Here is a 22,389-nt window from a genome sequence, read left to right as displayed (position 1 = left end):
GATGAAAAAGCTTGGCAAGCATGGGGTCATACTTCTCGCACTGGCCCTTTCGGGGTGTCAGGCGTTCACTGACGCCGCCGATACGGCGAAGCCGCATCTGGAGGCGGCCGTCGATCCGAAATACGAGCCTTCCGACGAGCCGGCGCGGCTTGGGCGCGATCACTTCGCGCGGGGTCACTTCGGGCTGTCCGAGCGGTACTTCCGCGATGCGGTAGAAAAGACGCCGCGCGATGGGGATGCGTGGGTGGGGCTTGCTGCGAGCTATGACCACCTGCGCCGCTTCGATCTTGCCGACCGGGCCTACAAGGAGGCTGTCCGCCTCAAGGGCGAGACCGTGCAGATCTTGAACAACCGAGGCTATTCCTATCTGCTCAGGGGCAACGTCCGGCAGGCGAGGATCTATTTCAATCGCGCTCTTTCGCGCGATCCTCAAAATCCAAATATAATCAACAATTTAGCTCTTCTTGAGCAGGCGCAGTCCTATTTCGACACGACGAGGGCCAATTGAAGCCTGACAGCGAGGGGCAGACCTCGTCGCATTTGCATGCAAACCGGGTGCGGCTCGGGCAAGGAGAGCCCGCCCCGCCGCAGAGCCCGGTTGACGGCGCCGCTTTGCTCCAGGACGTGGAGCGTTTGCCGCCGAGATGGATCCGTGTTCAACGGAGAAAATATTCAATCGTGAGAGAGAGGGGGCGCTCCTTCTGTTCAGGGAAGTCGGATGCCGCTCGAGCGAGCCATCAGGCTTCATGGTGCGGTGCTGTAGTTCAGCGCCGGCCGAAACCGTGACAGTGCAATTTGCCATGCTGCTGGAGGCCGCGATCCGGGCAGCTCTTCTGGCTATCCTGGTGTTCGTCCTCATCGATGATCTGAAGAACTACCGCATTCGCAACGACGTTGTCGTTGCCCTCTTCGTTCTCTTTCTGCTGTGGGCTGCCCTGCGCGCCAATCTGGCGCTCCTTGCCTCGCACACCGCCTTTGCCCTCGTCCTGTTCGCGATACTGGCATTGATGTACGGCCGCGGTCTGATGGGTGGCGGCGACGTCAAGCTGCTGGGAGTGAGCTTTCTCTGGCTCGGTCCGGAGGGCGCGCTTCCGTTCGCGTTGCTGATGTGCGGGTTCACGCTTCTCTATTGGGCAGGTGCTCGCCTCAAACTCCTTCCTTCCCATCGCGTCGGCAGCCGTACGCGCGTGCCCTTTGGCCCCTGCATCGCCTTGGCCTGGATCGCCGCCGAGGGCCTGCGCCTGGCGCAGCCATGATGCGAGATCACTTTGGGTCGCCCTGTAGTCGTGCGACGATCGCTTGCCCAACAGGATCGGGTCAGTGAGTCGACAGAGTGCGCTTTCTCACCGGCCAAAGGGCCGCTGGCGTTTCTCCCCGGCGCTTCGTCGCGGCGGGGTGAGGTTTTTTCTCCTCTCTCTTTGCATTGCACCGTTCGGCACGGTGGCTTCCCCGCGTGATTACGCGACAGGCGGGAACGGGTGGGTCCTGGAAACGCTCGCCGACGGGATCGGCATCGTCCGGACGGACATCACGCGAGGCCGGATGCATCAGAGGGAGGGGCTGCTCCTGTTCTCATGTGAGCGTGATCGGAGACGGCTTCGTGTCCAGTTCCTGCGCCAGGGCAAGAAGCCGAGCGCAGCCGTTTCCTCCCTCGGTACGGCCCTGGTGCGTGTCTATCCCGCAAATGCGCCGCCGGCGACGAATGTGGGGATGCTCTCGACGGCGCAGATCTACCAGGACGGCTCCTTCGATCTGGTCGAGACGCCGGAAGTCAATCAAGACATGATCCTCAAGATGACGGATCTGATCTTGGACGGCGCAGATCGCATCGATATTTCTGTCAGTTCAAATAATAAATCGCACGTATTCAACAGGGGAGATTCATATACATTTAAGCTCGTGTATCGTAACGACGAGCTACTTTCTTTTCTTCGGTTCAAGAAATTATGCTATATCATGAAATCATATCGTTAACATTGGATATGTTCTCGCGGCTGGAGTGTTGTTATCGCTTGGATTGTTAGATTTTTGATGTGAATATAAATTGTTTTCGAATGATTTCATTTGCGATCTCTCGAAAGGTCATGGCGGAGCTCTATGACACATTTGCTGCCCGCTTGATCGGATCGATGCGTTGACCTCGCGCGATTGCGGGAGCACCGTTGACCTCCTGGCGATCGGATCTGGCGCGACGGGAGATTGCGATGAAGGCTTCGTCTTTGAGCTTCCAGGCTGCCGTGCTGCTCGGGGTGGTGGGCATGTTGTGGGGCATCGTCATGGCCGCCTCGGGGGACCATGGGACCATGCCGGCGCATGCTCACCTCAATCTGCTGGGATGGGTGTCCCTGTTCCTGTTCGGCATCTTCTATCACCTGCATCCAGCCATCGACCGGAGCCGGCTTGCCCGGGTGCAGTCCGGGATCTGGATTGTCGCGACCGCAGTCCTCACCGTCGGGGTCGCCCTCGTCCACACCGGGCGCCCAATCGGCGATCCGATCGCCGCGGTCGCATCCCTCGCCATCATTGCCGACATGCTGCTGTTCGGTTGGCTCGTTCTGCGGCGCGAGCGCATCGGCAAGGTCGCAGGGGCCTAAAGCCTCGGTGCCGAGTGATTCCGCGACGGTTTCGCGCCTGATCCGGCCGCGAGGGCCCGCCGCGACGGTCTCCTCTCCGGGCCCCGACAGTCGCCGGCCAGATCGGCACCGGACGGAGGTCAGGCCGCGATCGGGTGAATGTCGAGGGAGCAACGGGCAAAAGAAACGCCCGGCGTCCGCCGAGCCGGGCGAGGAGGCGCAATCATGATAGGGCGCTACTCTCATGTGACCAGCCGTTCGCGCTAATCCATCCAGGGTAGTCGGCATGGGCAGAGACGTGGCCATCCTGTTGCATCGGGTGCGGCGACAGGCGTCCAAGAGCGGCATGCAGAAAGAAGGGCCCCGTCCGTGGACGGGGAACAGTGACTGGACGGTCGTGTCCCTGATGGTGGTGTAGCTGACGGAGGGGGCCGTCGCTCGCCGGCATTGGCCGGGCTGGTCAGACTGCGACGTTTGGCAAGCTGACGAGGGGATCATCGCTGATCGTGGCGGTGGGCCGAGGAGCCGCGCAGGCAAGGCTCGGGCGCCTCGGGCGCCGGTCAGGCGGGTCGCCCGAACAGCTCGCCGCAGACGGTGCTGCTGAACAACTCCATGCTGTCGAGCATCGGGCGGATCGTCACGACGACGTCGCGCCGGTCGGCGGTGATCTGCACGCGGCATTCATTGGCGCCGGGCGCGGGCGTCGCGCGCGCGGTTCTGCGCGCCGGAACGCGCTGCGACGCGGAGGACCACAGATAGACCGTGCTGCCGTCGGCTTTCACGGTGCGGCTCATGGGCGGTCCCATCCGGGCGAAGAATTCGTCGGCCGGCCGCCCGCGCCACTCCGTCCTCACGCCCACCACGGCGTCCTGGGTGATGGCGCAGCCCGCACCGATCATGGCCACGCCGGCCGCCACGCAAATTCTGCTGAAAGCACGCATGCGACGCCTCTTTCCGAAACATCCGGAGGGTAGCGTAACAAAACACCGTCGCGGTGACGAGCAAGGCGGCGCCCGCTCCCGGCGTCCCGGGCGGCGGCTGCGTCAGGTAACCTCCGGCACCTCTGCCGCTTCCTGTGCCCGCATGGCCTCGTAGGCTGCCTGCAGCTTGTTGAGCAGGTGCTCGAACAGGATGTCGCCCAGCTCCCGGCCATCACGCCGGCGCAGGGCATCGATCATCTGTTCGTGCTCGCGCATGGCCTGTCCCCACCGGTCGCGCTTGATCGTGCTGGCCGAATAGCGGAATTGCCGCATGCGGGCGGTCAGGCTCCTGTGCGCCGCCTGGAGCGCCTGGTTGTTCGATGCCGCCACGATGGCGGCGTGGATCGCCTGGTTGAGCTTGAGATATTCGGGCAGCTCCCGCCGCATGTAGTGCCCGTACATGTCGTAGTGCAGGCGCTCGATCTCGGCGACTTCCGCCTCCGAAATGCGCGCGCAGGCCAGGCGGCCGGCCGCGGCTTCCAGGCTCGCCAGAAGCTCGAAGCTGTCGCGGACGTCCTTCTCCGTGAACTTGCGGACCCGGGCGCCCCTATTGGGCAGGAGGTCGATCAGGCCTTCCGAGGCGAGCACCTTGAGGGCCTCGCGCAGGGGCGTGCGGGAAATGCCGAAGGTCTCGCACAGCTGGCGCTCTGGAACCCGATCGCCCGGCTTCAGATGCCCCTCCACGATAAAATCTCTAAGCCGTGCAAGGACTTCGTCGTGAAGGCTCTCGCGCGTGGGGGCGCCGGCGGCCGAGAGCGGCGAGGAATGCGCCGGTTCGCCTGATCGAGGTTGCTCGTAATTCATTCTGCGTCGCCCGCAACGGCCGCAATGGCCAGATTGAGGAACCGGATCCATCACATGGCGACTTCGACCGCCTGTTTCAATGGATGGCCCCTTGGCCTTGGTTGATGTCGATCGCGGATGCGAAGTGAACCCTTTTGCCGACAGAAAATGAATGCAAAATTCTTCACACGGTGATGCAGGTGGTCCAAGGGATCGCCCAAGGGATCGCCCAGGGGATCGTCCAGGGGATCGCTCAGGGGATCGCTCGGGGGGGGCGCCAGGCAGACGGCCCGGCAGGTCACCAAGAGGATGCGCGCCAAGGAGACGCTCCATGCAGCAGACGGGGAGGCGCTTCCTGCAGATCCCGGGCCGACCAGCTGCCCCCTGCCGGTGCTGGCGGCGATCGCGAAGGCCGACGATCGACCATCGCGGGCCGGAGTTCGGCCGCCTCGGGCGCGAGGTGCTCGCGGGGCTCCGCGTCATCTTCAAGACCTCGGGGCCCGTGATCATCTACCCCGCGTCGGGCACCGGGGCCTGGGAGGCGGCGCTCGTCAACACGCTCTCGCCGGGCGACAGGGTGCTGATGTACGAGACGGGCTGGTTTGCCCAGCTCTGGCAACGGATGGCCGGGCGCCTCGGGCTCGACGTCGAGATCATCAAGGGGGACTGGCGCAGCGGCGTCGACGCCTTAGAGGTCCGCCTCGCCGAGGACAGGGGGGCGCCGCATAAAGGCGGTCGCGGTCGTCCACAACGAGACCTCGACCGGGGTCACGTCCGATGTCGCGGCCGTGCGCCGTGCGCTCGACCGCGCCGGTCACCCCGCTCTCCTCCTCGTCGACACGATCTCCTCGCTCGGCGCCATCGACTGCCGGCACGAGGAATGGGGCGTCGACGTCACCGTCGGCAGATCGCAGAAGGGCCTGATGCTGCCGCCCGGGCTCTCGTTCAACGCGGTCTCGGACAAGGCCCTTGCAGCCGCCAGGACGGCGCGCCTGCGGCGCTCCTTCTGGGACTGGGGCGACATGCTGGCCGCCAACGCCGCGGGCTATTTCCCCCGTACGCCCGCGACCAACCTGCTGCAGGGGTTGAAGGTCGCCATCGACCTCCTGCAGGCGGAAGGGCTCGACAATGTCTTCGCCGGGCACGACCGCGCCGCCGAGGCGACGCGCCGCTGCGTCCGCCGCTGGGGGGCTGGAGGTCAGCTGCCGCAACGGCTCGGAATGTTCCTCCTCGCTCACCGCGGTCCGCCAGCCCGACGGGCCTTCGGCCGACCGTCTGCGCGCCGGGATCCTCGCCCGCTGCAACATGTCCCTCGGCAACGGCCTCGGACCCCTCGCCGACAAGGTGTTCCGCATCGGCCACCTGGGCGACTTCCACGATCTCATGGTCACCGGGACGCTGTCCGGCGTCGAGATGGGGCTGCGCGCCTGCGGCGTGCCCCATCGCTCCGGCGGCATGGAGGTGGCCATGGCCTGTCTTGCAGGCAATAATGGATCCGTCTCCCGGGCCGCTGAGTGAAGAAGTGAATGCAAAATCGTCCGCGAGCTTGTCCGGAATCATCGGGAATGTCCCGGAAATGCCCGGAAGGCCGCGGTCCGATCCCGCCGGCGGAGTGCCGCCATCGGAAGCAGCCAGGAGAGGGGGGCGTCATGCGAAAGGTGCCAGGGGCCATCGCCGCCGTGGTGATGTCGGCCGCGGTCGCGCTCAAGGATCGCGGCTACGACATGCGCCAGGCGCTCGGCTCGCTCGCCGCGGGCGGCACGCTCGGCATCCTCATCCCGCCCGGCGTCGCCATGCTGGTCTACGGCTCGATCACGAACAACTCGATCGGCCGCCTGTTCGTCGCCGGCATCGTGCCCGGCATCCTGCTGACGCTGCTCTTCATGGCCTGCATCGCCGCCGCCAACCGGGGGCGGACGGTGGGGGCGGACGCGCAGCTCACCTTCCGCGCGCGCGTGCGCCTGTCGCGCTTCCTCGTGCCGCCGGCGCTGATCTTCGCCGTCGTCATGGGGAGCCTCCATTTCGGGCTTGCCACGCCGACCGGGTCGGCCTCCCTCGGCGTCATCCTCGCCATCGGCTTCGCGGTGACGGTCGGACGCTTCGACCTGACGATCCTGCACCACTGCTTCCGCCAGACGGCAGCGATCACGGGCATGATCATCCTGATCATCTGCGGCTCCTTCATCCTCAACGTCACGCTCAACTTCCTGAGCATTCCGCAGGTGCTGACGAAATTCGTGACCTCGCTCGGCGTCGACGCGACCGCGATCATCCTCATCCTGATCGTGTTCTACCTGATCCTCGGCTGTTTCCTTGAAGTCCTGTCCATGCAGGTGACGACGATCCCGATCGCCTATCCGATCGTCACGGCGCCGGGTGTCGACCCGATCTGGTTCGGCATCTTCATCGTGCTGATGAGCGAGATCGCGCTCATCACGCCGCCGGTCGGCATGAACCTCTATGTCGTGCAGAGCATCAGGGCCGACCGGGGGCCGATCAGCGACGACATCGCCGGCGTGTGGCCCTATGTGGCGATGATGCTCGGCTTCACCGTCTTCCTGTGGTACGTGCCGGAGGTCGTGCTGTGGCTGCCGCGGAACATGTTCTGACATCCGGCGCGATGCCGCTCTGGACGCTGGGCGCCGAGACGCTCTCGCGGGCCTATCGGGCGGGCGCGCTGAGCCCGGTCGCGGTCGTCGAGGCGGTCATCGCGCGCCTCGACGCGGTCAATCCGGCGCTCAACGCCGTGGTCACGCTCGACCGGGAGGGGGCGCTCGGCGCCGCCGCCGGGAGCGCGGAGCGGTGGCGCGCGGGCGCCCCGCGCGGGCCGCTCGACGGCGTTCCCCTGACCATCAAGGACAATATCGCCGTCGCCGGCCTGGCCACCACCCGGGGCAGCCGGCTCCATGCCGGCGACCGTCGGCTGGGGCTTCTTCCAGGCCATTGCCGCCTCCGCCAACAGCTGGTTCGTGCTCCTGCTCACGCGCCTCGGGCTCGGCGCCTCGGAAGCTCCGATCTATCCGGCCGGCGGCAAGCTCAACGCCATGTGGATGACCCAGCACGAGCGCGGCCGCGGCGCGACGCTGCTCGACGGCGGGGCGCCGCTCGGCGCGGCCCTGGGCGCCATCGTCATCGCCTGGCTCATCGCCGTCTTCGATTCCTGGCGCATCGCCTTCGCCGTCGCCGGCATCGGCACCATGGTCTGCGGGCTCTGGGCCTGGTGGTACATCCGCAACAGCCCGCGCGAGCATCCCTCGGTCAACGCCTCGGAGGCGCTCTACATCGAGGAGGCGCACGCCCGCGAGGACGCCGAGGCGCCGCATGCGGCCGGCGGCAGCGCCGCGGCCTATTTCCGCCACCCCCCGGTGTGGTTCATGTGCTGCGGCTGGATGTTCTTCAACACCGTCTTCTACGGGCTCCTGACGTGGCTGCCGAGCTACCTCTTCAAGGTGCACGGCTTCGACATCAAGACGCTCGGCGGCGCCTCCTTCCTCATCTTCTTCGCGGGCTTCGTCGGCGAGCTGGTCGGCGGCTGGATCGCCGACCTGTGGCGGGCGCGGGGCGGGCGGCCCAACGTCGTCTTCCGCACGCTCTTCGGCGTCGCGGCGATCTTCGCCACCGTGTCGATCTTCTCGGTCGCCTATGTGCGGGACCCGGTCGCCGTCGTGGCGCTCCTGTCCACCACGCTCTTCTTCCTGCGCTGGTGCGGCATGTACTGGGCGATCCCCTCGATCCTGGCGACGCGCGAGCGCGCCGGCTTCCTCGGCGGCTGCATGAACCTCGGCGGCAACATCGCCGGCATCACGGTGCCGATCATCGTGGGCTTCATCGTCCAGATCACCGGCTCCTACTTCCTGGCGCTGATGTTCTTCGCCGTCGCCGGCGTCGCGCTCCTCGCCTGCTCGACCGCCATCGACTACAGCCGCAAGCTGCCGGTCTGAGCGTGGCGAGAGAAACGGCCCTCCGCCCGCCGCGGCGGGGGGCCTGACCGAGACCCCCGGAGCAAGACGATGACCCGCCGCATCCGCCTCGGCATGCTGACCCCCTCCTCCCACACGGTGCTCGAGCCCGTGACGGCCGCCATGCTCGCGGGGCTCCCGGAGGTGACGGCCCATTTCTCCCGCTTCAAGGTGACGGAAATCGCCCTGACGAGCGCTGCCCTCGGGCAGTTCGACGACAGCGAGATCCTGCGCGCCGCCGAGCTCCTCGCCCACGCCAGGGTCGACGTCGTCGCCTGGAACGGCACCTCGGCGAGCTGGCTCGGCTTCGAGCGCGACGAGCGCCTGTGCGAGCGCATCACGGCTGCGACCGGCATCCCCGCCTGCACGTCGGTGCTCGCCTTCCGCGAGATCTTCACGCGCACGGGCGTCAGGCGCTTCGGGCTCGTCACGCCCTATCTTCCCGACGTGCAGGAGAGGATCGTGGCGAACTGGGGGGCATCGGGCTTCGCCTGTGCCGCCGAGCGGCACCTTGCGCTTCAGGACAACTTCTCCTTCGCCGAGCTGGACGAGGAGGGGATCGCCGGCCTGATCCGCGCCGTGGCGCGCGAGCGGTGCGACGCCGTGGCCGTCGTCTGCACCAACATGCGCGGGGCGCCCGTCGCCGAGGCCCTGGAGCGGGAACTCGGCATTCCCGTCTATGATTCCATCGCCACCACCCTGTGGAAGGCCCTCCTCGTCGCCGGCGCCGATCCCGCCCGCGTGCGCGGCTGGGGCGGGCTCTTCGGGCTCGGCAGCGGGACCCCGCCCGATCGCGGGCGGGCGGGGCCGGCCGAAATGTGCTTGGCTGGCGACGGCGCCGCCCGGCCGCGGGAATGAGCCTCCACGGGGCCACCGCCCGCAGGCGGCCGGAGGGCGGCGCCGGCCCGGGCGATTGCTCGCGCCTGCCCCTGCACGGCTCGGCCGTGGGCAAGGCGATGCTCTCGGCCCAGAGCGACCCGGTCCTGTCCGGCCTCCTGCCGCGCATCGCCCTGACGCCGCTCACCGACAGGACCGTGGCCGATCCGGGCCGGCTGCGCCACGAGATCGCCGAGACGCGCGGCCGCGGCTATGCCGTGGACGACGAGGAGCACGTGCCGGGCATGCGCTGCGTCGCGGCGCCCATCCTCGGCCGGCGCGGCCGGCCCGTCGCTGCGCTCTCCGTCTCCGGCCCCGCGGAGCGCATGCCGCCCGCGCGCCTGGCGAGCCTCGGCGCCCTGGTGCGCGGCGCCGCCGACCGGCTGACCGGCCTCCTGGCCGCGCCGCAGCCGGCGCGGTGAGAGAAGGCCCGGCGGCTCCGCCGCGGGCGGGGACCGTGCCGCCGCGCGTTCCGGCCTTCGCCCGCCGCAGCGTCGGGGCGTATGATGGCTGCCACGGCGGTCGAGCCTGCGGGAGGTGCCCGATCGGCCGGCGCCGCCGCGGTGCACGGGCGAGCCCGCGCCGCGGGCCCGAAGGCTGAGGAGGGCAGGATGGAGGACCATCTGAAGAATGCGCAGGAGCTTCTCGAGCTCCTGGTCGAGCAGCGGCGCAAGCTGATCGCGAACATCATCGAGGTCCGCATCGTGCGGGAGACGGCCAACGAATCCCTCATCGAGCTCCAGAAGACCATCGCCGCCGTCGAAGGCGCCATCGTGGACGAACGCCGCCGCATGACCGCCCCGTGAGGGCGCGCGGCGCGGATCGAACGTGACGGTCGCGACCGCTACGGGTGCGCGCTGGCGCGCGTCGACGTCGCGGGCCGGAACGTCGCCGACGTCATGATCCACGGCGGCTGTGCGGTGCCCTGTGACCGCCCCTGCGGCCGGTGCCCGCGCCCAGCGGCGTCATGTTGCCGTGCACGCGCGCCTCCGGTCGCCTCGCCAGGAACCCGCCCTCAATCTGCGACCGCCGCCCGCACTTGTTGCACCGGACGCAGAGCGGCGCATCGTACATGATCAGCGCGTGAAGGATTTCGCCGTGACTGACAGCCTGCATGTCCTTGTTCCTTGTGAGAACGGAACGAGAACAAGCGCGGGGAGTGGAGAGAGTCGAGTCGGGGCGGGGTGGCGCCAGAATCAAAAAAGCCCCGCTTGGCGGGGCTCCTTTCGGCTGAATGTCCACCGTGGATTTTCAGCCGTCCTGCCAAGTGCTTGTTTTGATTGGTCGGAGTGGCAGGATTTGAACCTGCGACCCCCTCGTCCCGAACGAGGTGCGCTACCAGGCTGCGCTACACTCCGACGTCGCCGGCTGGCGAGGCCGGTCTTATAGCCTCCGAGTCGGAGCGCCGCAAGCGCCGGCGAGGGGGTGGGGACAGGTTTTCACAGGGCCCCTCCGACGGCCGATGCGACCGTTGCCAGGACCGGGCCTGCGAATTATGGTCCGCGCCCGACCGAAGGGTCCGTTGGGGCGTCGCCAAGTGGTAAGGCAGCGGATTTTGATTCCGCCATTCGGAGGTTCGAATCCTCCCGCCCCAGCCACGACTGCGGTCAAACCCGCCTGACCGACCTCAATGCCCAGATCGGCCCTCATGGCGGCTTTCAGGTCAGCCATCGCCTTCGGTCGCTCCGGATGGGAGCCACCATCGCTCGCGGGTCATATCCGTCAAAATCGCTCCGCCACCCAATCCTCCACCCTCAGCCCCTGCACCCGCGCGAATCCGCGGGTGTTGTTCGTCACCAGCACGCAGTCGCCGGCAAGCGCGTGACCCGCAATCATGATGTCAATGCCGCCGATGGGTGTTCCCTTCACGGCCAGATCCTGCTTGATCCGCGTGGCGTGTTCCGCAGCCGCCGCGTCCCACGGCAGGATGGTGGAGAGACGGGCGACGAAAGCGTCCACCAGCCGCGCATGGCGGTGCGAGGCAGTGCGGCCGGTTCTCCCGCAAGAGCCGCACCTGCTCCGTCTTCCACGCCCTGGCCATGCGATCGTGGAAGGTCTGGTCGAACCTTGCCGACAAGGTGCGGAAGATGGGCCTCGCCGGTGGAAGTGCGGCGAGGATGGCGCCAGACAGGCGCCGTTTCTTTCCGCTCATTCCGATTGGTCGCGCTCGAACACGGCCAGCACGACGGTGGCGGATCCGGTTCGTTCCCTCGCGACCGTTGCGCGGATGATCGAAACCGGCAGGGCCATGAGAATGGCGCCGCCCACGCCCTGGACCACCCGCGCGGCGATCAGCATTCCGATGGTCGGTGCGATGCTGCAGAACGCGGCGGCCGCAGCGAACATCGCCAGCCCGCCAAGAAGGACGCGCTGGTGGCCGATCAGGTCTCCCAGCCGTCCGCCCATGACGATGGCCACGGTTGCCGAAAGCAGGTAGGCCAGAACAACCCACTGGGCGCCTGTCACGGGCAGGGCGAAGTCGCGCGCCAAGGTGGGCAAGGCCACGGTGGCGATGCTGATCCCCAGCGAGGCCAGCAATATCGCCATGGCGAGGGCCGCGACGCCGAGGCGCGGGCTGCGGGCGTGCGTGATCGCATCGCTGAATTCCATCCTTGTCGTCTCCTTGCTGACCGGGCGTTGGAGCGGCACAGTGCCACTTCAAGTTCGCTTGAGGTCAAGCATGGACATTCCCGATGTCGGCGAGGTCGCGGAACGCACCGCCTCCTGACATCGCTCCCTGACTCGCTTCCTGACATGGGCCCGCCCGGCGCGACGATGCGCGTCGCGGCCGGTGCGCTCCGGCCGCCATGCCCTCCAATTGCACCGTCGGGGCTGCTATCATTCGCCGGGGCGCGGGGCGGACTTTCGTGGAGGAGCCCGACATGCAACTCCGCTCGTCCGGCTTCGACGACGGCGCGACGATCCCGCGCCGTTTCACCTGCGACGGCGAGAACCTGTCGCCGCCGATCGCCTGGAGCGACCCCCCGGAGGGCACCCGCAGCTTCGCCCTCGTCTGCAACGATCCGGATGCGCCGCGCGGCATCTGGCACCACTGGGCCGTCTACGACATTCCCGCCGACCGCACCATGCTGGCGGAAGGCATCGCGGCGCTGAGCGACGTGAAGGGCCTGCGGCAGGCGATCAACGATTTCGGGCGCCCGGGCTACGGCGGCCCGTGCCCGCCGCACGGCCACGGCCCGCATCACTATCACTTCCGGCTCATGGCGCTGTCGACGGACCGCCTGCCGCTGCCCAGGGAGGCGGCCTGCCGCGACGTGGAGCGCGAGGCGCGCAAGCACGCGCTGGCCGAAGCCTCGCTCGTCGCCGTCTACGAGCGCTGAGGCCGGCGGGCATCGACAGGAGAGGGCGCCCGGGACCCGACGGCCGGGGCGGGGCGCCCCGCCGCGAGAGAGCGGCACGGGGGCCCGCCATGGCGGGAGCGATCCACATCGGCACGTCGGGCTGGGCCTATCCGCACTGGCGCGGCGTCTTCTTTCCGCCGCATCTGCCGCAGGCCGAGTGGCTCGCCTTCTACACGGCCCATTTCCGCACGGTCGAGCTGAACGCAAGCTTCTACCGCCTGCCGACCGAGGCGACCATCGACCGCTGGCATGCGCTCGCGCCGCCGGGCTTCGTCTATGCGGTGAAGGCGAGCCGCCTCGTGACGCATCTCAAGCGCCTCGCCGGCTGCGAGGAGCCGCTTGCCCTCTTCTTCGCGCGCGTCCGGCGCCTCGGCGAGCATCTCGGCCCCGTCCTCTTCCAGCTGCCGCCGCGCCTTGCCGCGGACGTCGGCCTGCTCACCGACTTCGCCGGCCGCCTGCCGGTCGATCTCGTCCATGTCTTCGAGTTCCGCGACGCGAGCTGGTTCACGCCGAAGGTGCGCGACTGCCTCGCCGATCACGGCCTCGCCTTCTGCATCCACGACCACGGCGGCATCGCCTGCCCGGACTGGGTGACGGCCCGCACCGTCTATCATCGCTTCCACGGCTTCTCCCGCTCGCGCCTCGGCGCCTATGGCCCCGCCCGGCTCGCCGGGGTCGCCGCGCGCATGAAGGCCGAGGCCGCCGCCGGCCACGAGGTCTACGCCTATTTCAACAATGACGCCTGGGGCTGCGCCGTTGCCGATGCGCGCTGCCTCGCGGGCCTCCTCGGGACGGGCGAGGACGTGGCCACGGCGCAAGGTTGAGCGGCGCGGCCGGCGTCGTGCATCGCCCGGCCGTTCCCGGCCGCTCGCCGCGCGAGGTCGTCGAGGGGCAGGCCGGCAGCCGCCGGGCGAGGTGCCCCCGCGCGCCTCGGCGACGTCCACGGGCGCCGAGCCATCGCCCCGGGCACCGGCGCGCGCTCCGGCACGGCGGTTGACCTTGAAATTTGATGCATCATAATCGGGCAAAACAACCGCCCGGCGATGCAGTCGGTCACGCGAATGCCGTCGCTTTCGGCACAGGGCGAGGGGGCCGCCGCCATGGCGCCCGCCGCAAGGGAGAGGACGCCGTCATGATTCCAGCGAAAGCCGGGCCGATTCCGCCACGTGCGGCCGCCGATGCGTCTTCGGCGGATTGAGCCGCCGCGCCTGGCCCGCGGCGAAGGCCGCCGGCGCAAGCAGGAGCGACACCCGCATGGGCGGGTGGCACGCCGATTGCTCGCACCGAAGACACCGCCGATGCCGAAGGTGCTGCGGATGCCGAAGGTATTGCTGACACCGAAGGTCATGTCGATGCTCGCGTCGGCCTGACTTCGCGCCCGATCGCGCCCGGGCGTTCCGCGCTTCGGCACGGCAGCCGCCGTCCCGTCCGCGGCCACGCCGGCGGCGCCGCAGGAAGCGACCGCCGCGCGGCGGTCGCCGCTCAGGGAATGACCGAGGGGAGTCGCTGATGAAGACATCTGTCAGGCTGATAGCGGGGCTTGCCGGCGCCGTGGGTCTTGCGCTCGCGTCGGGCGCCTTCGCCCAGGAGGCGCCGGTCAAGGGCGGCACGCTCAACATGATCGCCCAGCCCGAGCCGCCGACGCTCATGCTCGGCCTCAACACCCAGGGGCCGATCATCTATGTCGGCGGCCAGATCTATCAGAGCCTTCTCAGCTACACGAAGGACCTGAAGCCGCAGCCGTCCCTCGCCAGGTCCTGGGAGGTGTCGGAGGACGGCCTGACCTACAGCTTCACCCTGCAGGACAACGTCAAGTGGCATGACGGCAAGCCCTTCTCCGCCGAGGACGTCGTCTTCACCGCCGACAAGTTCCTGCGCGAGGCGCATCCGCGCTGGCGCTACATCGCCAATACCTATGTGAGCGAGATCGCGGCGCCTGCGCCCAACCAGGTCGTCTTCAAGCTGAAGAAGCCCTTCTCGGCCTTCCTCTGGGCCTTCGAGATCAGCTCCTTCCCCGTCGTGCCGAAGCACATCTACGACGGCGCCGACTACCGCACGAACCCGGCCAACCAGACGCCGATCGGCACCGGCCCCTTCAAGTTCAAGGAGTGGAAGCGCGGGTCCTACGTCCACCTCGTCAGGAACGAGGACTACTGGAAGCCGGGCAAGCCCTATCTCGACGAGCTCTACTTCCGCATCATCCCGGATGCGGCCTCGCGCGGCGTCGCCTTCGAGAAGGGCACGGTCGACGTGCTGCGCGGCGGCGACGTCGAGGGCTTCGAGGTGCGGCGGCTGGCGAAGCTGAAGGACGTCGAGACGACGACCGCCGGCTGGGAGATGTACGCCCCGCTCGTCTTCATGCAGATGAACCTGCGCAAGGCGCCCTTCGACAACAAGCTGGTGCGCCAGGCGATCATGCACGCGGTCAACCGCGACTTCATCGTCAAGAACATCTTCTTCGGCCTCGGCAAGCCGGCGACCGGGCCGCTCGCCTCGACCACGCGCTTCTACTCCGCAGACGCCCCGACCTACGCCTTCGACATCGAGAAGGCGAAGAAGCTCATCGCCGAATCCGGCATCAAGCCCTCCGAGCAGGTGATCCGCCTGATGCCGATCCCCTACGGCTCGCAGTGGGACCGCCTGTCGGAATACGTGAAGCTCCAGCTCGAGCAGCTCGGCTTCAAGGTCACGATCCAGTCCGTCGACGCCGGCGGCTGGGCGCAGGCGCTGTCGGAGTGGAACTTCGACATCACCTTCAACTTCACCTACCAGTACGGCGATCCCGCCCTCGGCGTGGCGCGCCATTACCTGACCGCCAACATCATCAAGGGCACGCCCTTCGCCAACAACGAGGGCTATTCCAACCCCAGGGCGGACGAGCTGTTCCTCGCCGGTGCCACGGCGGTGAAGAGCGAGGACGCGGCGAAGGCCTATGGCGAGATGCAGAAGATCGTGACGGGCGATGTCGCCCTCGGCTGGCTGTTCGAGCTGCAGAACGTCACCGTCAACAGGGCCAAGGTGAAGAATCTCGTGAAGACCGCCATCGGCCTCAACGAGGCGATGGACGAGGTCTGGATCGCCAGATGACGTCGCCAGATGACGTTGCCGAGTGACGCAGACGGCGGTGGCCGGCGGACCCGGGCACCGTCTCCCTCGCGCCCTTGCCGCGATGGCGGGGCAAGGGTTGCGCCGGACCCCTGCACGGTCATCCTGGGGCCGGCGCAGGCGTGAGCCCGGGACCCGGAGCCGATGCCACTCGCCGGGAAGGCGCGACGACCGCCGCACCCCTTCCTGCCGCGTTGCCGTTTCCGGATCCCGGACAGCCGCTGGCGCGGCTTCCGGGATGACAGGAGGGGGATGACGGCCGGGGGCCTCCGCCGCCTGTGATCACCTTGAGGGGTTAGGGGAAGCCGCTTGAAAACGCTCGATTTCCTGTTCCAGCGCCTCGTCAAGGCCGTCCTGGTCGTCATTGGCGTCGTGATCCTGAACTTCCTGCTCATCCACCTCGCCCCGGGCGACCCGGCGGCGGTGCTCGCCGGCGAGGCGGGGGCGGGCGACGAGAAGTTCATCGCGCAGCTCCGCGCCCAGTTCGGCCTCGACCAGCCCCTCCACTGGCAGCTCTGGACCTATCTGAAGGGCGTGCTCTCGGGTGATCTCGGCTTCTCCTACCGCAACCAGGTGCCCGTCTCGCGCCTCATCCTGGACAGGCTGCCGGCGACGCTTCTCCTCACCGCGAGCGCCTTCGTCTTCTCGCTCGCGCTCGGCATCGTGCTCGGCGTCGCCGCCGCCTATCGCCGCGGCAGCGTCGCCGACAGCGTCGTCATGACCGGCGCCCTCGTCTTCTATGCGACGCCGCTCTTCTGGGTGGCGCTGATGGCCGTGCTCGTCTTCTCCATCCATCTCGACTGGCTGCCGCCCTTCGACATGGAGACGATCGGCGCGGGCTACACCGGCTGGGCGCGGGCGGCCGACATCGCCGAGCATCTCGTCCTGCCCACGGTGACGCTCGGCATGTTCTTCACCGCGATCTACACGCGCCTCACGCGCGCCTCCATGCTCGAGGTCATGGGCCTCGACTTCGTCAAGACGGCCCGCGCCAAGGGCGTGCCCAAGGGGCGGATCGTGCGCCGGCACGTGCTGCGCAATGCCATCCTCCCCGTCTTCACCTTCGCCAGCGTCCAGGCGGGGCAGCTCGTGGGCGGGGCGGTGCTGACCGAGACGGTCTTCGCCTGGCCCGGCATCGGCAGGCTCATGTTCGATGCGCTGATGCAGCGCGACTATCCGGTGCTGCTCGGCGTCTTCCTGGTGACGGCGACCGTCGTCGTCATCGTCAATCTCGTGACGGATCTGCTCTATCGCATCGTCGATCCGCGCATCGAGGCGGCGGGTTGAGGGAGAGGGCCCCCATGACGTTTCTCCGGCGCTTCGCCCACAACTACGGTGCCCTCGTCGGCCTTGCGATCCTCCTCGTCGTGGTCGCGGTGGCGATCCTTGCGCCCGTGTTCTTCCCGTCGAGCCCCTGGGAGAGCGCCGGCGTGCCGCTGCTCGGCCCCTTGGAGGACCCGCAGTTCCCGCTCGGCACGGACATGCTCGGGCGCGACATCGCCGCCGGCCTCGCCTACGGGGCGCGCGTGTCGCTCCTCATCGGCGTCGTCTCGACCGCGGTCGCGGTCGTCATCGGCGTCTCGATCGGCGCGCTCGCCGGCTTCCACGGCGGCAGGATCGACGACCTGCTCATGCGCTTCACCGAGTTCTTCCAGACGATCCCGGCACTCGCCATGGCGATCGTGCTCGTGGCCATCTTCAACCCCTCCATCGTCTCCATCACGCTTGCCATCGCCGTCGTCTCCTGGCCGCCCGTGGCGCGCCTCGTGCGCGGCGAGTTCCTGAGCCTGCGCTCGCGCGAGTTCGTGCAGGCGGCGATCGTCGTCGGGCAGACCGGTCCGCGCATCATGCTGACCCAGATCCTGCCCAACGCCGTCTCACCCATCATCGTCACTGCCTCGCTCATGGTCGCGACCGCCATCCTGACGGAGAGCTCGCTCTCCTTCCTCGGCCTTGGCGACCGCAACATGATGAGCTGGGGCTTCATGATCGGCGCCGCCCGCACCATGCTGCGCGAGGCCTGGTGGATGAGCGTCTTCCCGGGCGTGGCGATCCTGCTCACGGTGCTCGCCATCAACCTGATCGGCGAGGGGCTGAACGACGCGCTCAACCCGCACCTGCGCGGCCGGAGGGGCTGACATGCAGACGGCTTCCGCCAAGGCGCATCACGTGCCGCTCCTTGCCGTCGAGGGCCTGTCGATCCCGCTGCCCGCGGGGCTCGACCGCCGTTTCGCCGTCGAGAACCTCTCCTGCACGCTCGACGCGGGCGAGATCCTGTGTGTCGTCGGCGAGTCCGGCTCCGGCAAGTCGATGACGGCCAATGCCATCATGGGGCTCCTGCCGGGCTACCTGAAGCCCTCCGCCGGGCGCATCCTCTTCCGCGGCCGGGATCTTCTCGCCATGGGCGAGGCCGAGCTGCAGCGCGAGCGCGGCCGCTCCATCGCCATGGTGTTCCAGGAGCCGCTCTCGGCCCTCAACCCGCTCATGAAGGTCGGCGACCAGATCGCCGAGGTCATGGAGGTGCACGGGGAGGGCAATGCGGCCGAGCGCGAGCGCCGCGTGCTCGCGCTCCTCGACTATGTCGGCCTGCCGGACCCCGCGAGCCTGCGCCACGCCTATCCCTTCCGCCTGTCCGGCGGCCAGCGCCAGCGCGTCATGATCGCCATGGCGCTGGCGCTCGAGCCGGCGATGCTCATCGCCGACGAGCCGACGACGGCGCTCGACGTCACCACCCAGGCGCAGATCCTCGACCTCATCCGCCGCATCCAGCGGGCGAAGGGCATGGGCGTGATGTTCGTCACGCACGACTTCGGCGTGGTGGCGGACATCGCCGACCGGGTCGTCGTCATGGAGCGCGGCCTCGTCGTCGAGCAGGGCGGGGCGGACGACGTCCTCAACCGTCCGCAGCACGCCTACACGCGCCGCCTCATCGCGGCCGTGCCGCACCGCGAGACGCACGAGGCGAGGCCGGGCAGCGAGGGCGAACTGCTCCTCGACGTGCGCGGCCTGCGCAAGACCTACCGCAGCGGCGGCGGGCTCTTCTCGAAGCCGCGCGTCGTCGATGCCGTCAAGGACGTGAGCTTCACCGTCCGGCGCGGGGAGACGCTCGGCATCGTCGGCGAGTCGGGCTCCGGCAAGTCGACCCTCGGCCGCTGCCTCCTGAAGCTCACCGACGTCGACGGCGGCGAGGTGCGCTTCCGCGGGCAGGACGTGGTGCCCCTGTCGGCCGGCGCCTTCCGGCCCATGCGCCGGCACATGCAGATGGTCTTCCAGGACCCCTTCGCCTCGCTCAACCCGCGCCAGACGATCGGCCGGATCCTCACCGCGGGCCCTGTCGCCAACGGCATCCCCCGGGCCGCGGCCGAGGCGAAGGCGCGCGAGCTCCTCGCCCTGGTCGGGCTCGACGTCTCCGCCTTCGACCGCTACCCGCACGAGTTCTCCGGCGGCCAGCGCCAGCGCGTCGGCATTGCCCGGGCGCTGGCGCTCGAGCCCGAGCTCCTGATCGCGGACGAGAGCGTCTCGGCGCTCGACGTGTCGGTGCAGGCCCAGGTGCTGGAGCTCCTGCAGGAGCTGCAGCGCCGGCTCGACCTCGCCATCATCTTCATCACCCACGATCTCAGGGTCGCGGCGCAGATCTGCGACCGCATCGCCGTGATGTACCGCGGCGAGATCGTCGAACTCGGCCCGCCGGAGCAGGTCTTCGACGCGCCGCGCCACGCCTATACGCAACGCCTGATCGCCGCCATCCCGGGCCTGCACTGGGACCCGCGGGCGGCGGTGGCGTGACGATCCGAGGAAGGAGGGCCGAATGACAGCGCCGCTCGCGCGGCGGGGCGGGGAGATCCTCGTTCGCCATCTCATGCTCAACGGTGTCAGCCGCGTCTTCATGGTCGCGGGCGAGAGCTTCCTGCCCTGCATCGATGCGCTCTACGGGCACCGCGATGCCATCGCCACCGTCTCCTTCCGCCAGGAGGGCGCCGCGGCCTATGCGGCCGAGGCGCACGGCAAGCTCACGGGCGAGCCGGGCGTCTGCTTCGTCACGCGCGGCCCCGGCGCGACGAATGCCGCCATCGGCCTGCACACGGCCTACCAGGACGGCACGCCGATGATCCTCTTCGTCGGCCAGATCGGCTCGGACACGACGGAGCGCGACTGCTTCCAGGAGATCGACTACCGGCGCATGTTCGCCCCCGTGGCGAAGTGGGTCGCGAGCATCGACCGCACCGACCGCATTCCCGAATTCGTCGCCCGCGCCTTCCGCGTGGCGCGCAGCGGGCGGCCGGGCCCGGTCGTGCTGGCGCTGCCGGAGGACACGCTGTGGGGCGAGGCGGCCGTCGCCGACGTGCCGCCGGCGCCGCGCCCGCATCCCCATCCCGCCCCGGCCGAGCTTGCCCGCCTCGGCGAAATCCTGGAGGGGGCCGGGCGGCCCTTCATGATCGTCGGCGGGGCCGGCTGGACAGAGGAGGCGCTCGCCGGCCTGCGCGCCTTCGCCGAGCGCTACGACCTGCCCGTCGGCGTCGCCTGGCGCCGGCTCGAGTGTTTCGACAACCGCCATCCGAACTTCGCCGGCCACGTCGGCTACGGCATGGATGGCAGGCTCGCCCGCCGCATCGAGGAGGCGGACCTCCTCCTCGCCGTCTGCACGCGCCTCGACGAGCCGACGACGGAAGGCTACGTGCATGTGAGAAGCCCCGTGCCGCGCCAGCGGCTGGTACATGTCCATCCCGACCCGGACGAGCTCGGCCGCGTCTATCGGGCGGACCTTCCCATCGTGGCCGATCCCGTGGGCTTCGCCGCGGCGGTGGCCGGGCTTGCGCCCCGCGCCGCGCCGCGGTGGGCGGGGGCCGCGCGCGCCGCGAACGCCGAGTACCTGGCGACGCTGGAGCCCGGGCCCATGCCCGGCGCCATGAACCTGTCGGCGCTCTCCGCCTGCCTGCGCGAGCGCCTGCCCAAGGACGCCTGCGTCACGGTCGGGGCGGGGAACTTCGCACTCTTCCCGCACCGTTTCCTGCAGTTCTCCGGCCTCGGCACGCAGGCCTCGCCCATCTGCGGCGCCATGGGCTACGGCCTGCCGGCGGCGATCGCGGCCAAGCTCGCCTTTCCCGGGCGCATGGTGGTCGCCTATGCCGGCGACGGCTGCTTCCAGATGACTATGCAGGAGCTCGGCACGGCGGCGCAGAACCGCCTCGGCATCGTCGTCCTCGTCTTCAACAACGGCATGTGGGGCACGATCCGCCAGCATCAGGAGCGCGAGTTCCCCGGCCGCGTCTTCGGCCTGTCGCTGACGAACCCGGATTTCGCGGCGCTCGTGCGCGCCTACGGCGGCCACGGCGAGACGGTAGCGCGCACGGAGGATTTCCTGCCTGCCTTCGAGCGGGCGGCGGCCTTCGCCGAGGCCGAGCGCATGCCCGCGCTCATCGAGGTGCGCTACGACCCCGACGGCATCACGCCGGACACGACGCTCGACGCCGTGCGCCGGGCCGCCCTGGCCCGCGCCGGCACCGCCTGAGGCGCGGCCGGAGCCGATCCGGCGGCCGCAGCGACGATGCCCGAAAGGCCCCCCCAGGAAAAGCCCCCCAGGAAAAGCCCCCCAGAAGCAGGATGCGAGAGCGGGATGGCGCGAGAACGGGAACCGCTCTTCCGTCCCATCCCCCTTCCACCCCGATCGTGATCCAGGAGCGCGACGCGATGCGAGCCTTCTTCCACCCCGACCAGCGCCTGCACGACCCCCAGCAGTTCATGCGGGTCGGCCGGATCCGCGATCCCAAGGACCTGCCGGGTCGCATCGACGCCCTCATCGGCGCGCTCGCCGCGCGCGGCATCGCGACCGAGGCGCCGCGCGACTACGGCCTCGCGCCCGCTCTGACCGTGCACACGCGGCCCTATCTCGACTTCCTGGCGAGCGCCTACGAGCGCTGGCGCGCGCTGCCGGAGGCCGGGCCCGAGGTGCTGCCCAACGTCTCGCCCTACTGGAACGGGCGGCCCGACTGGCCGCACCGCCCGGCCTGCCGCTCGCGCTCGGTCGTGGCCGAGGCGGGCTACTATCTCGGCGACCTTGCCGTGCCGATCGGCCCGGACACCTGGCGCTCGGCGCTCGCCTCGACCCACACGGCCGCGGCCGCCGCGGATGCGGTGCTCGCCGGCGCGCCGGCGGCCTACGCGCTGTGCCGCCCCTCCGGCCACCACGCCCGCGCCGACCGGGCCACGGGCTTCTGCTACCTCAACAATTCCGCCATCGCGGCCGAGCGGCTGCTGAGCCGCCACGCGCGCGTCGCGGTGCTCGACGTCGACGCCCACCACGGCGACGGCACGCAGGAGGTGTTCTACCGCCGCGCCGATGTGCTGACGGTCTCGATCCACGTCGACCCGAACGACTACTACCCCTTCTACATCGGCTATGCCGACGAGGGGGGCGTGGGCGAGGGCGAGGGCCGCAACATCAACCTGCCGCTCGCACCGGGCGCCGCGGATGCCGAGTTCCATGCGGCCGTGGACCGGGCGGCGGAACGGATCGGCGCCTTCGGCGCCGAGGCACTCGTGGTGGCGCTCGGCTACGACAGCCACCGCGAGGACCCGATCGGCCTCCTGAAGGTATCGACCGAAGGCTTCCGCGGCATCGGCGAGCGCGTCCGCGCCATCGGTCTGCCGACCGTCGTGGTGCAGGAGGGCGGCTACCAGATCTCGGTCATCGGCGACTGCCTGGGGCAGTTCCTCCACGGACTCCTCGCCCGCTGACCCCTCCCGGCCATCC

Annotated in this window: 21 protein-coding genes, 2 tRNA genes and 2 pseudogenes; 20 read left to right on the top strand and 5 right to left on the bottom strand. The window is 69.1% G+C overall.

What is annotated here, in order from left to right; genetic code table 11:
- The first annotated feature begins 1 nt into the window (after position 1).
- The 4 genes from QNA08_RS13280 to QNA08_RS13265 all read left to right on the top strand — a co-directional run bounded on the left by QNA08_RS13280 (position 2) and on the right by QNA08_RS13265 (position 2,594).
- The gene (locus QNA08_RS13280; protein ID WP_283741187.1) at positions 2-508 is read left to right on the top strand and encodes a tetratricopeptide repeat protein; all 507 of its coding nucleotides are present in this window, start codon (positions 2-4) and stop codon (positions 506-508) included.
- Positions 509-800: 292 nt separating this feature from the next.
- Complete coding sequence (locus tag QNA08_RS13275; RefSeq protein WP_283741186.1) at positions 801-1,256, top strand: A24 family peptidase; 456 nt, start codon at positions 801-803, stop codon at positions 1,254-1,256.
- Between the two features lie 64 nt (positions 1,257-1,320).
- Entirely contained in the window at positions 1,321-1,974 is a 654-nt protein-coding gene (locus QNA08_RS13270) for a hypothetical protein (RefSeq protein WP_283741185.1), read from the top strand.
- 188 nt (positions 1,975-2,162) lie between these two features.
- Positions 2,163-2,594: a hypothetical protein gene (locus QNA08_RS13265; protein ID WP_340322101.1), complete on the top strand. Its 432-nt coding sequence runs from the start codon at positions 2,163-2,165 to the stop codon at positions 2,592-2,594.
- A gap of 539 nt (positions 2,595-3,133) precedes the next feature.
- Here the strand turns inward: QNA08_RS13265 and QNA08_RS13260 are convergent.
- Positions 3,134-3,514 (bottom strand): hypothetical protein, encoded by a 381-nt coding sequence (locus QNA08_RS13260; RefSeq protein WP_283741184.1) that lies wholly within the window; start codon positions 3,512-3,514, stop codon positions 3,134-3,136.
- 102 nt (positions 3,515-3,616) lie between these two features.
- Entirely contained in the window at positions 3,617-4,357 is a 741-nt protein-coding gene (locus QNA08_RS13255) for a GntR family transcriptional regulator (RefSeq protein ID WP_283741183.1), read from the bottom strand.
- Between the two features lie 310 nt (positions 4,358-4,667).
- Here QNA08_RS13255 and QNA08_RS13250 point away from each other — a divergent pair.
- The 7 genes and pseudogenes from QNA08_RS13250 to QNA08_RS13220 all read left to right on the top strand — a co-directional run bounded on the left by QNA08_RS13250 (position 4,668) and on the right by QNA08_RS13220 (position 9,977).
- Positions 4,668-5,854: pseudogene (locus QNA08_RS13250) on the top strand (pyridoxal-phosphate-dependent aminotransferase family protein).
- Positions 5,855-5,985: 131 nt separating this feature from the next.
- Entirely contained in the window at positions 5,986-6,945 is a 960-nt protein-coding gene (locus QNA08_RS13245) for a TRAP transporter large permease (protein ID WP_283741182.1), read from the top strand.
- Positions 6,946-6,956: 11 nt separating this feature from the next.
- Positions 6,957-7,190 (top strand): annotated as a pseudogene (locus tag QNA08_RS13240) (amidase family protein); the annotation flags it as partial.
- Positions 7,191-7,242: 52 nt separating this feature from the next.
- On the top strand, positions 7,243-8,277 hold the full coding sequence (locus QNA08_RS13235) for an MFS transporter (RefSeq protein WP_283741181.1): 1,035 nt from the start codon (positions 7,243-7,245) through the stop codon (positions 8,275-8,277).
- Between the two features lie 69 nt (positions 8,278-8,346).
- A complete protein-coding gene (locus QNA08_RS13230; protein WP_283741180.1) occupies positions 8,347-9,153 on the top strand; it encodes a maleate cis-trans isomerase family protein in 807 nt (268 codons plus the stop codon).
- Positions 9,150-9,593, top strand: a complete 444-nt coding sequence (locus QNA08_RS13225) for an IclR family transcriptional regulator (RefSeq protein ID WP_283741179.1) — start codon at positions 9,150-9,152, stop codon at positions 9,591-9,593. The genes QNA08_RS13230 and QNA08_RS13225 overlap by 4 nt, the downstream gene beginning before the upstream one ends.
- Positions 9,594-9,782: 189 nt before the next feature.
- On the top strand, positions 9,783-9,977 hold the full coding sequence (locus QNA08_RS13220; protein ID WP_283741178.1) for a hypothetical protein: 195 nt from the start codon (positions 9,783-9,785) through the stop codon (positions 9,975-9,977).
- Between the two features lie 475 nt (positions 9,978-10,452).
- Here the strand turns inward: QNA08_RS13220 and QNA08_RS13215 are convergent.
- Positions 10,453-10,529 (bottom strand) — tRNA-Pro (locus tag QNA08_RS13215).
- Between the two features lie 165 nt (positions 10,530-10,694).
- Between QNA08_RS13215 and QNA08_RS13210 the strand changes: the two genes are divergently transcribed.
- A tRNA-Gln gene (locus tag QNA08_RS13210) sits at positions 10,695-10,769 on the top strand.
- Positions 10,770-10,893: 124 nt separating this feature from the next.
- On the opposite strand, the gene QNA08_RS13205 is transcribed toward QNA08_RS13210, so the two are convergent.
- The gene (locus QNA08_RS13205; protein WP_283741177.1) at positions 10,894-11,130 is read right to left on the bottom strand and encodes a PIN domain-containing protein; all 237 of its coding nucleotides are present in this window, start codon (positions 11,128-11,130) and stop codon (positions 10,894-10,896) included.
- A 189-nt stretch (positions 11,131-11,319) separates the two neighbouring features.
- The gene (locus QNA08_RS13200) at positions 11,320-11,781 is read right to left on the bottom strand and encodes an MFS transporter (protein WP_283741176.1); all 462 of its coding nucleotides are present in this window, start codon (positions 11,779-11,781) and stop codon (positions 11,320-11,322) included.
- Between the two features lie 272 nt (positions 11,782-12,053).
- Between QNA08_RS13200 and QNA08_RS13195 the strand changes: the two genes are divergently transcribed.
- The 8 genes from QNA08_RS13195 (at position 12,054) to QNA08_RS13160 (ending at position 22,373) form a co-directional block, all read left to right on the top strand.
- Complete coding sequence (locus tag QNA08_RS13195; RefSeq protein WP_283741175.1) at positions 12,054-12,512, top strand: YbhB/YbcL family Raf kinase inhibitor-like protein; 459 nt, start codon at positions 12,054-12,056, stop codon at positions 12,510-12,512.
- 89 nt (positions 12,513-12,601) lie between these two features.
- On the top strand, positions 12,602-13,357 hold the full coding sequence (locus QNA08_RS13190; protein WP_283741174.1) for a DUF72 domain-containing protein: 756 nt from the start codon (positions 12,602-12,604) through the stop codon (positions 13,355-13,357).
- Positions 13,358-14,042: 685 nt separating this feature from the next.
- Positions 14,043-15,620: an ABC transporter substrate-binding protein gene (locus tag QNA08_RS13185; RefSeq protein ID WP_283741173.1), complete on the top strand. Its 1,578-nt coding sequence runs from the start codon at positions 14,043-14,045 to the stop codon at positions 15,618-15,620.
- A gap of 327 nt (positions 15,621-15,947) precedes the next feature.
- A complete protein-coding gene (locus tag QNA08_RS13180) occupies positions 15,948-16,925 on the top strand; it encodes an ABC transporter permease (RefSeq protein WP_283741172.1) in 978 nt (325 codons plus the stop codon).
- 14 nt (positions 16,926-16,939) lie between these two features.
- Entirely contained in the window at positions 16,940-17,776 is an 837-nt protein-coding gene (locus QNA08_RS13175; protein ID WP_283741171.1) for an ABC transporter permease, read from the top strand.
- A gap of 1 nt (position 17,777) precedes the next feature.
- Positions 17,778-19,424: an ABC transporter ATP-binding protein gene (locus tag QNA08_RS13170; RefSeq protein WP_283741170.1), complete on the top strand. Its 1,647-nt coding sequence runs from the start codon at positions 17,778-17,780 to the stop codon at positions 19,422-19,424.
- A gap of 22 nt (positions 19,425-19,446) precedes the next feature.
- Positions 19,447-21,147 (top strand): thiamine pyrophosphate-binding protein, encoded by a 1,701-nt coding sequence (locus QNA08_RS13165; RefSeq protein ID WP_283741169.1) that lies wholly within the window; start codon positions 19,447-19,449, stop codon positions 21,145-21,147.
- Positions 21,148-21,326: 179 nt separating this feature from the next.
- A complete protein-coding gene (locus QNA08_RS13160) occupies positions 21,327-22,373 on the top strand; it encodes a histone deacetylase family protein (protein ID WP_283741168.1) in 1,047 nt (348 codons plus the stop codon).
- Positions 22,374-22,389: the final 16 nt, after the last annotated feature.

The sequence above is a fragment of the Chelatococcus albus genome (assembly GCF_030067675.1).
In the GTDB taxonomy this organism is placed as follows: Bacteria; Pseudomonadota; Alphaproteobacteria; order Rhizobiales; family Beijerinckiaceae; genus Chelatococcus_A; species Chelatococcus_A albus.
The sequence above is the reverse complement of the archived record's forward strand: the minus strand, read 5'-3'. Positions and strand labels throughout refer to the sequence as shown.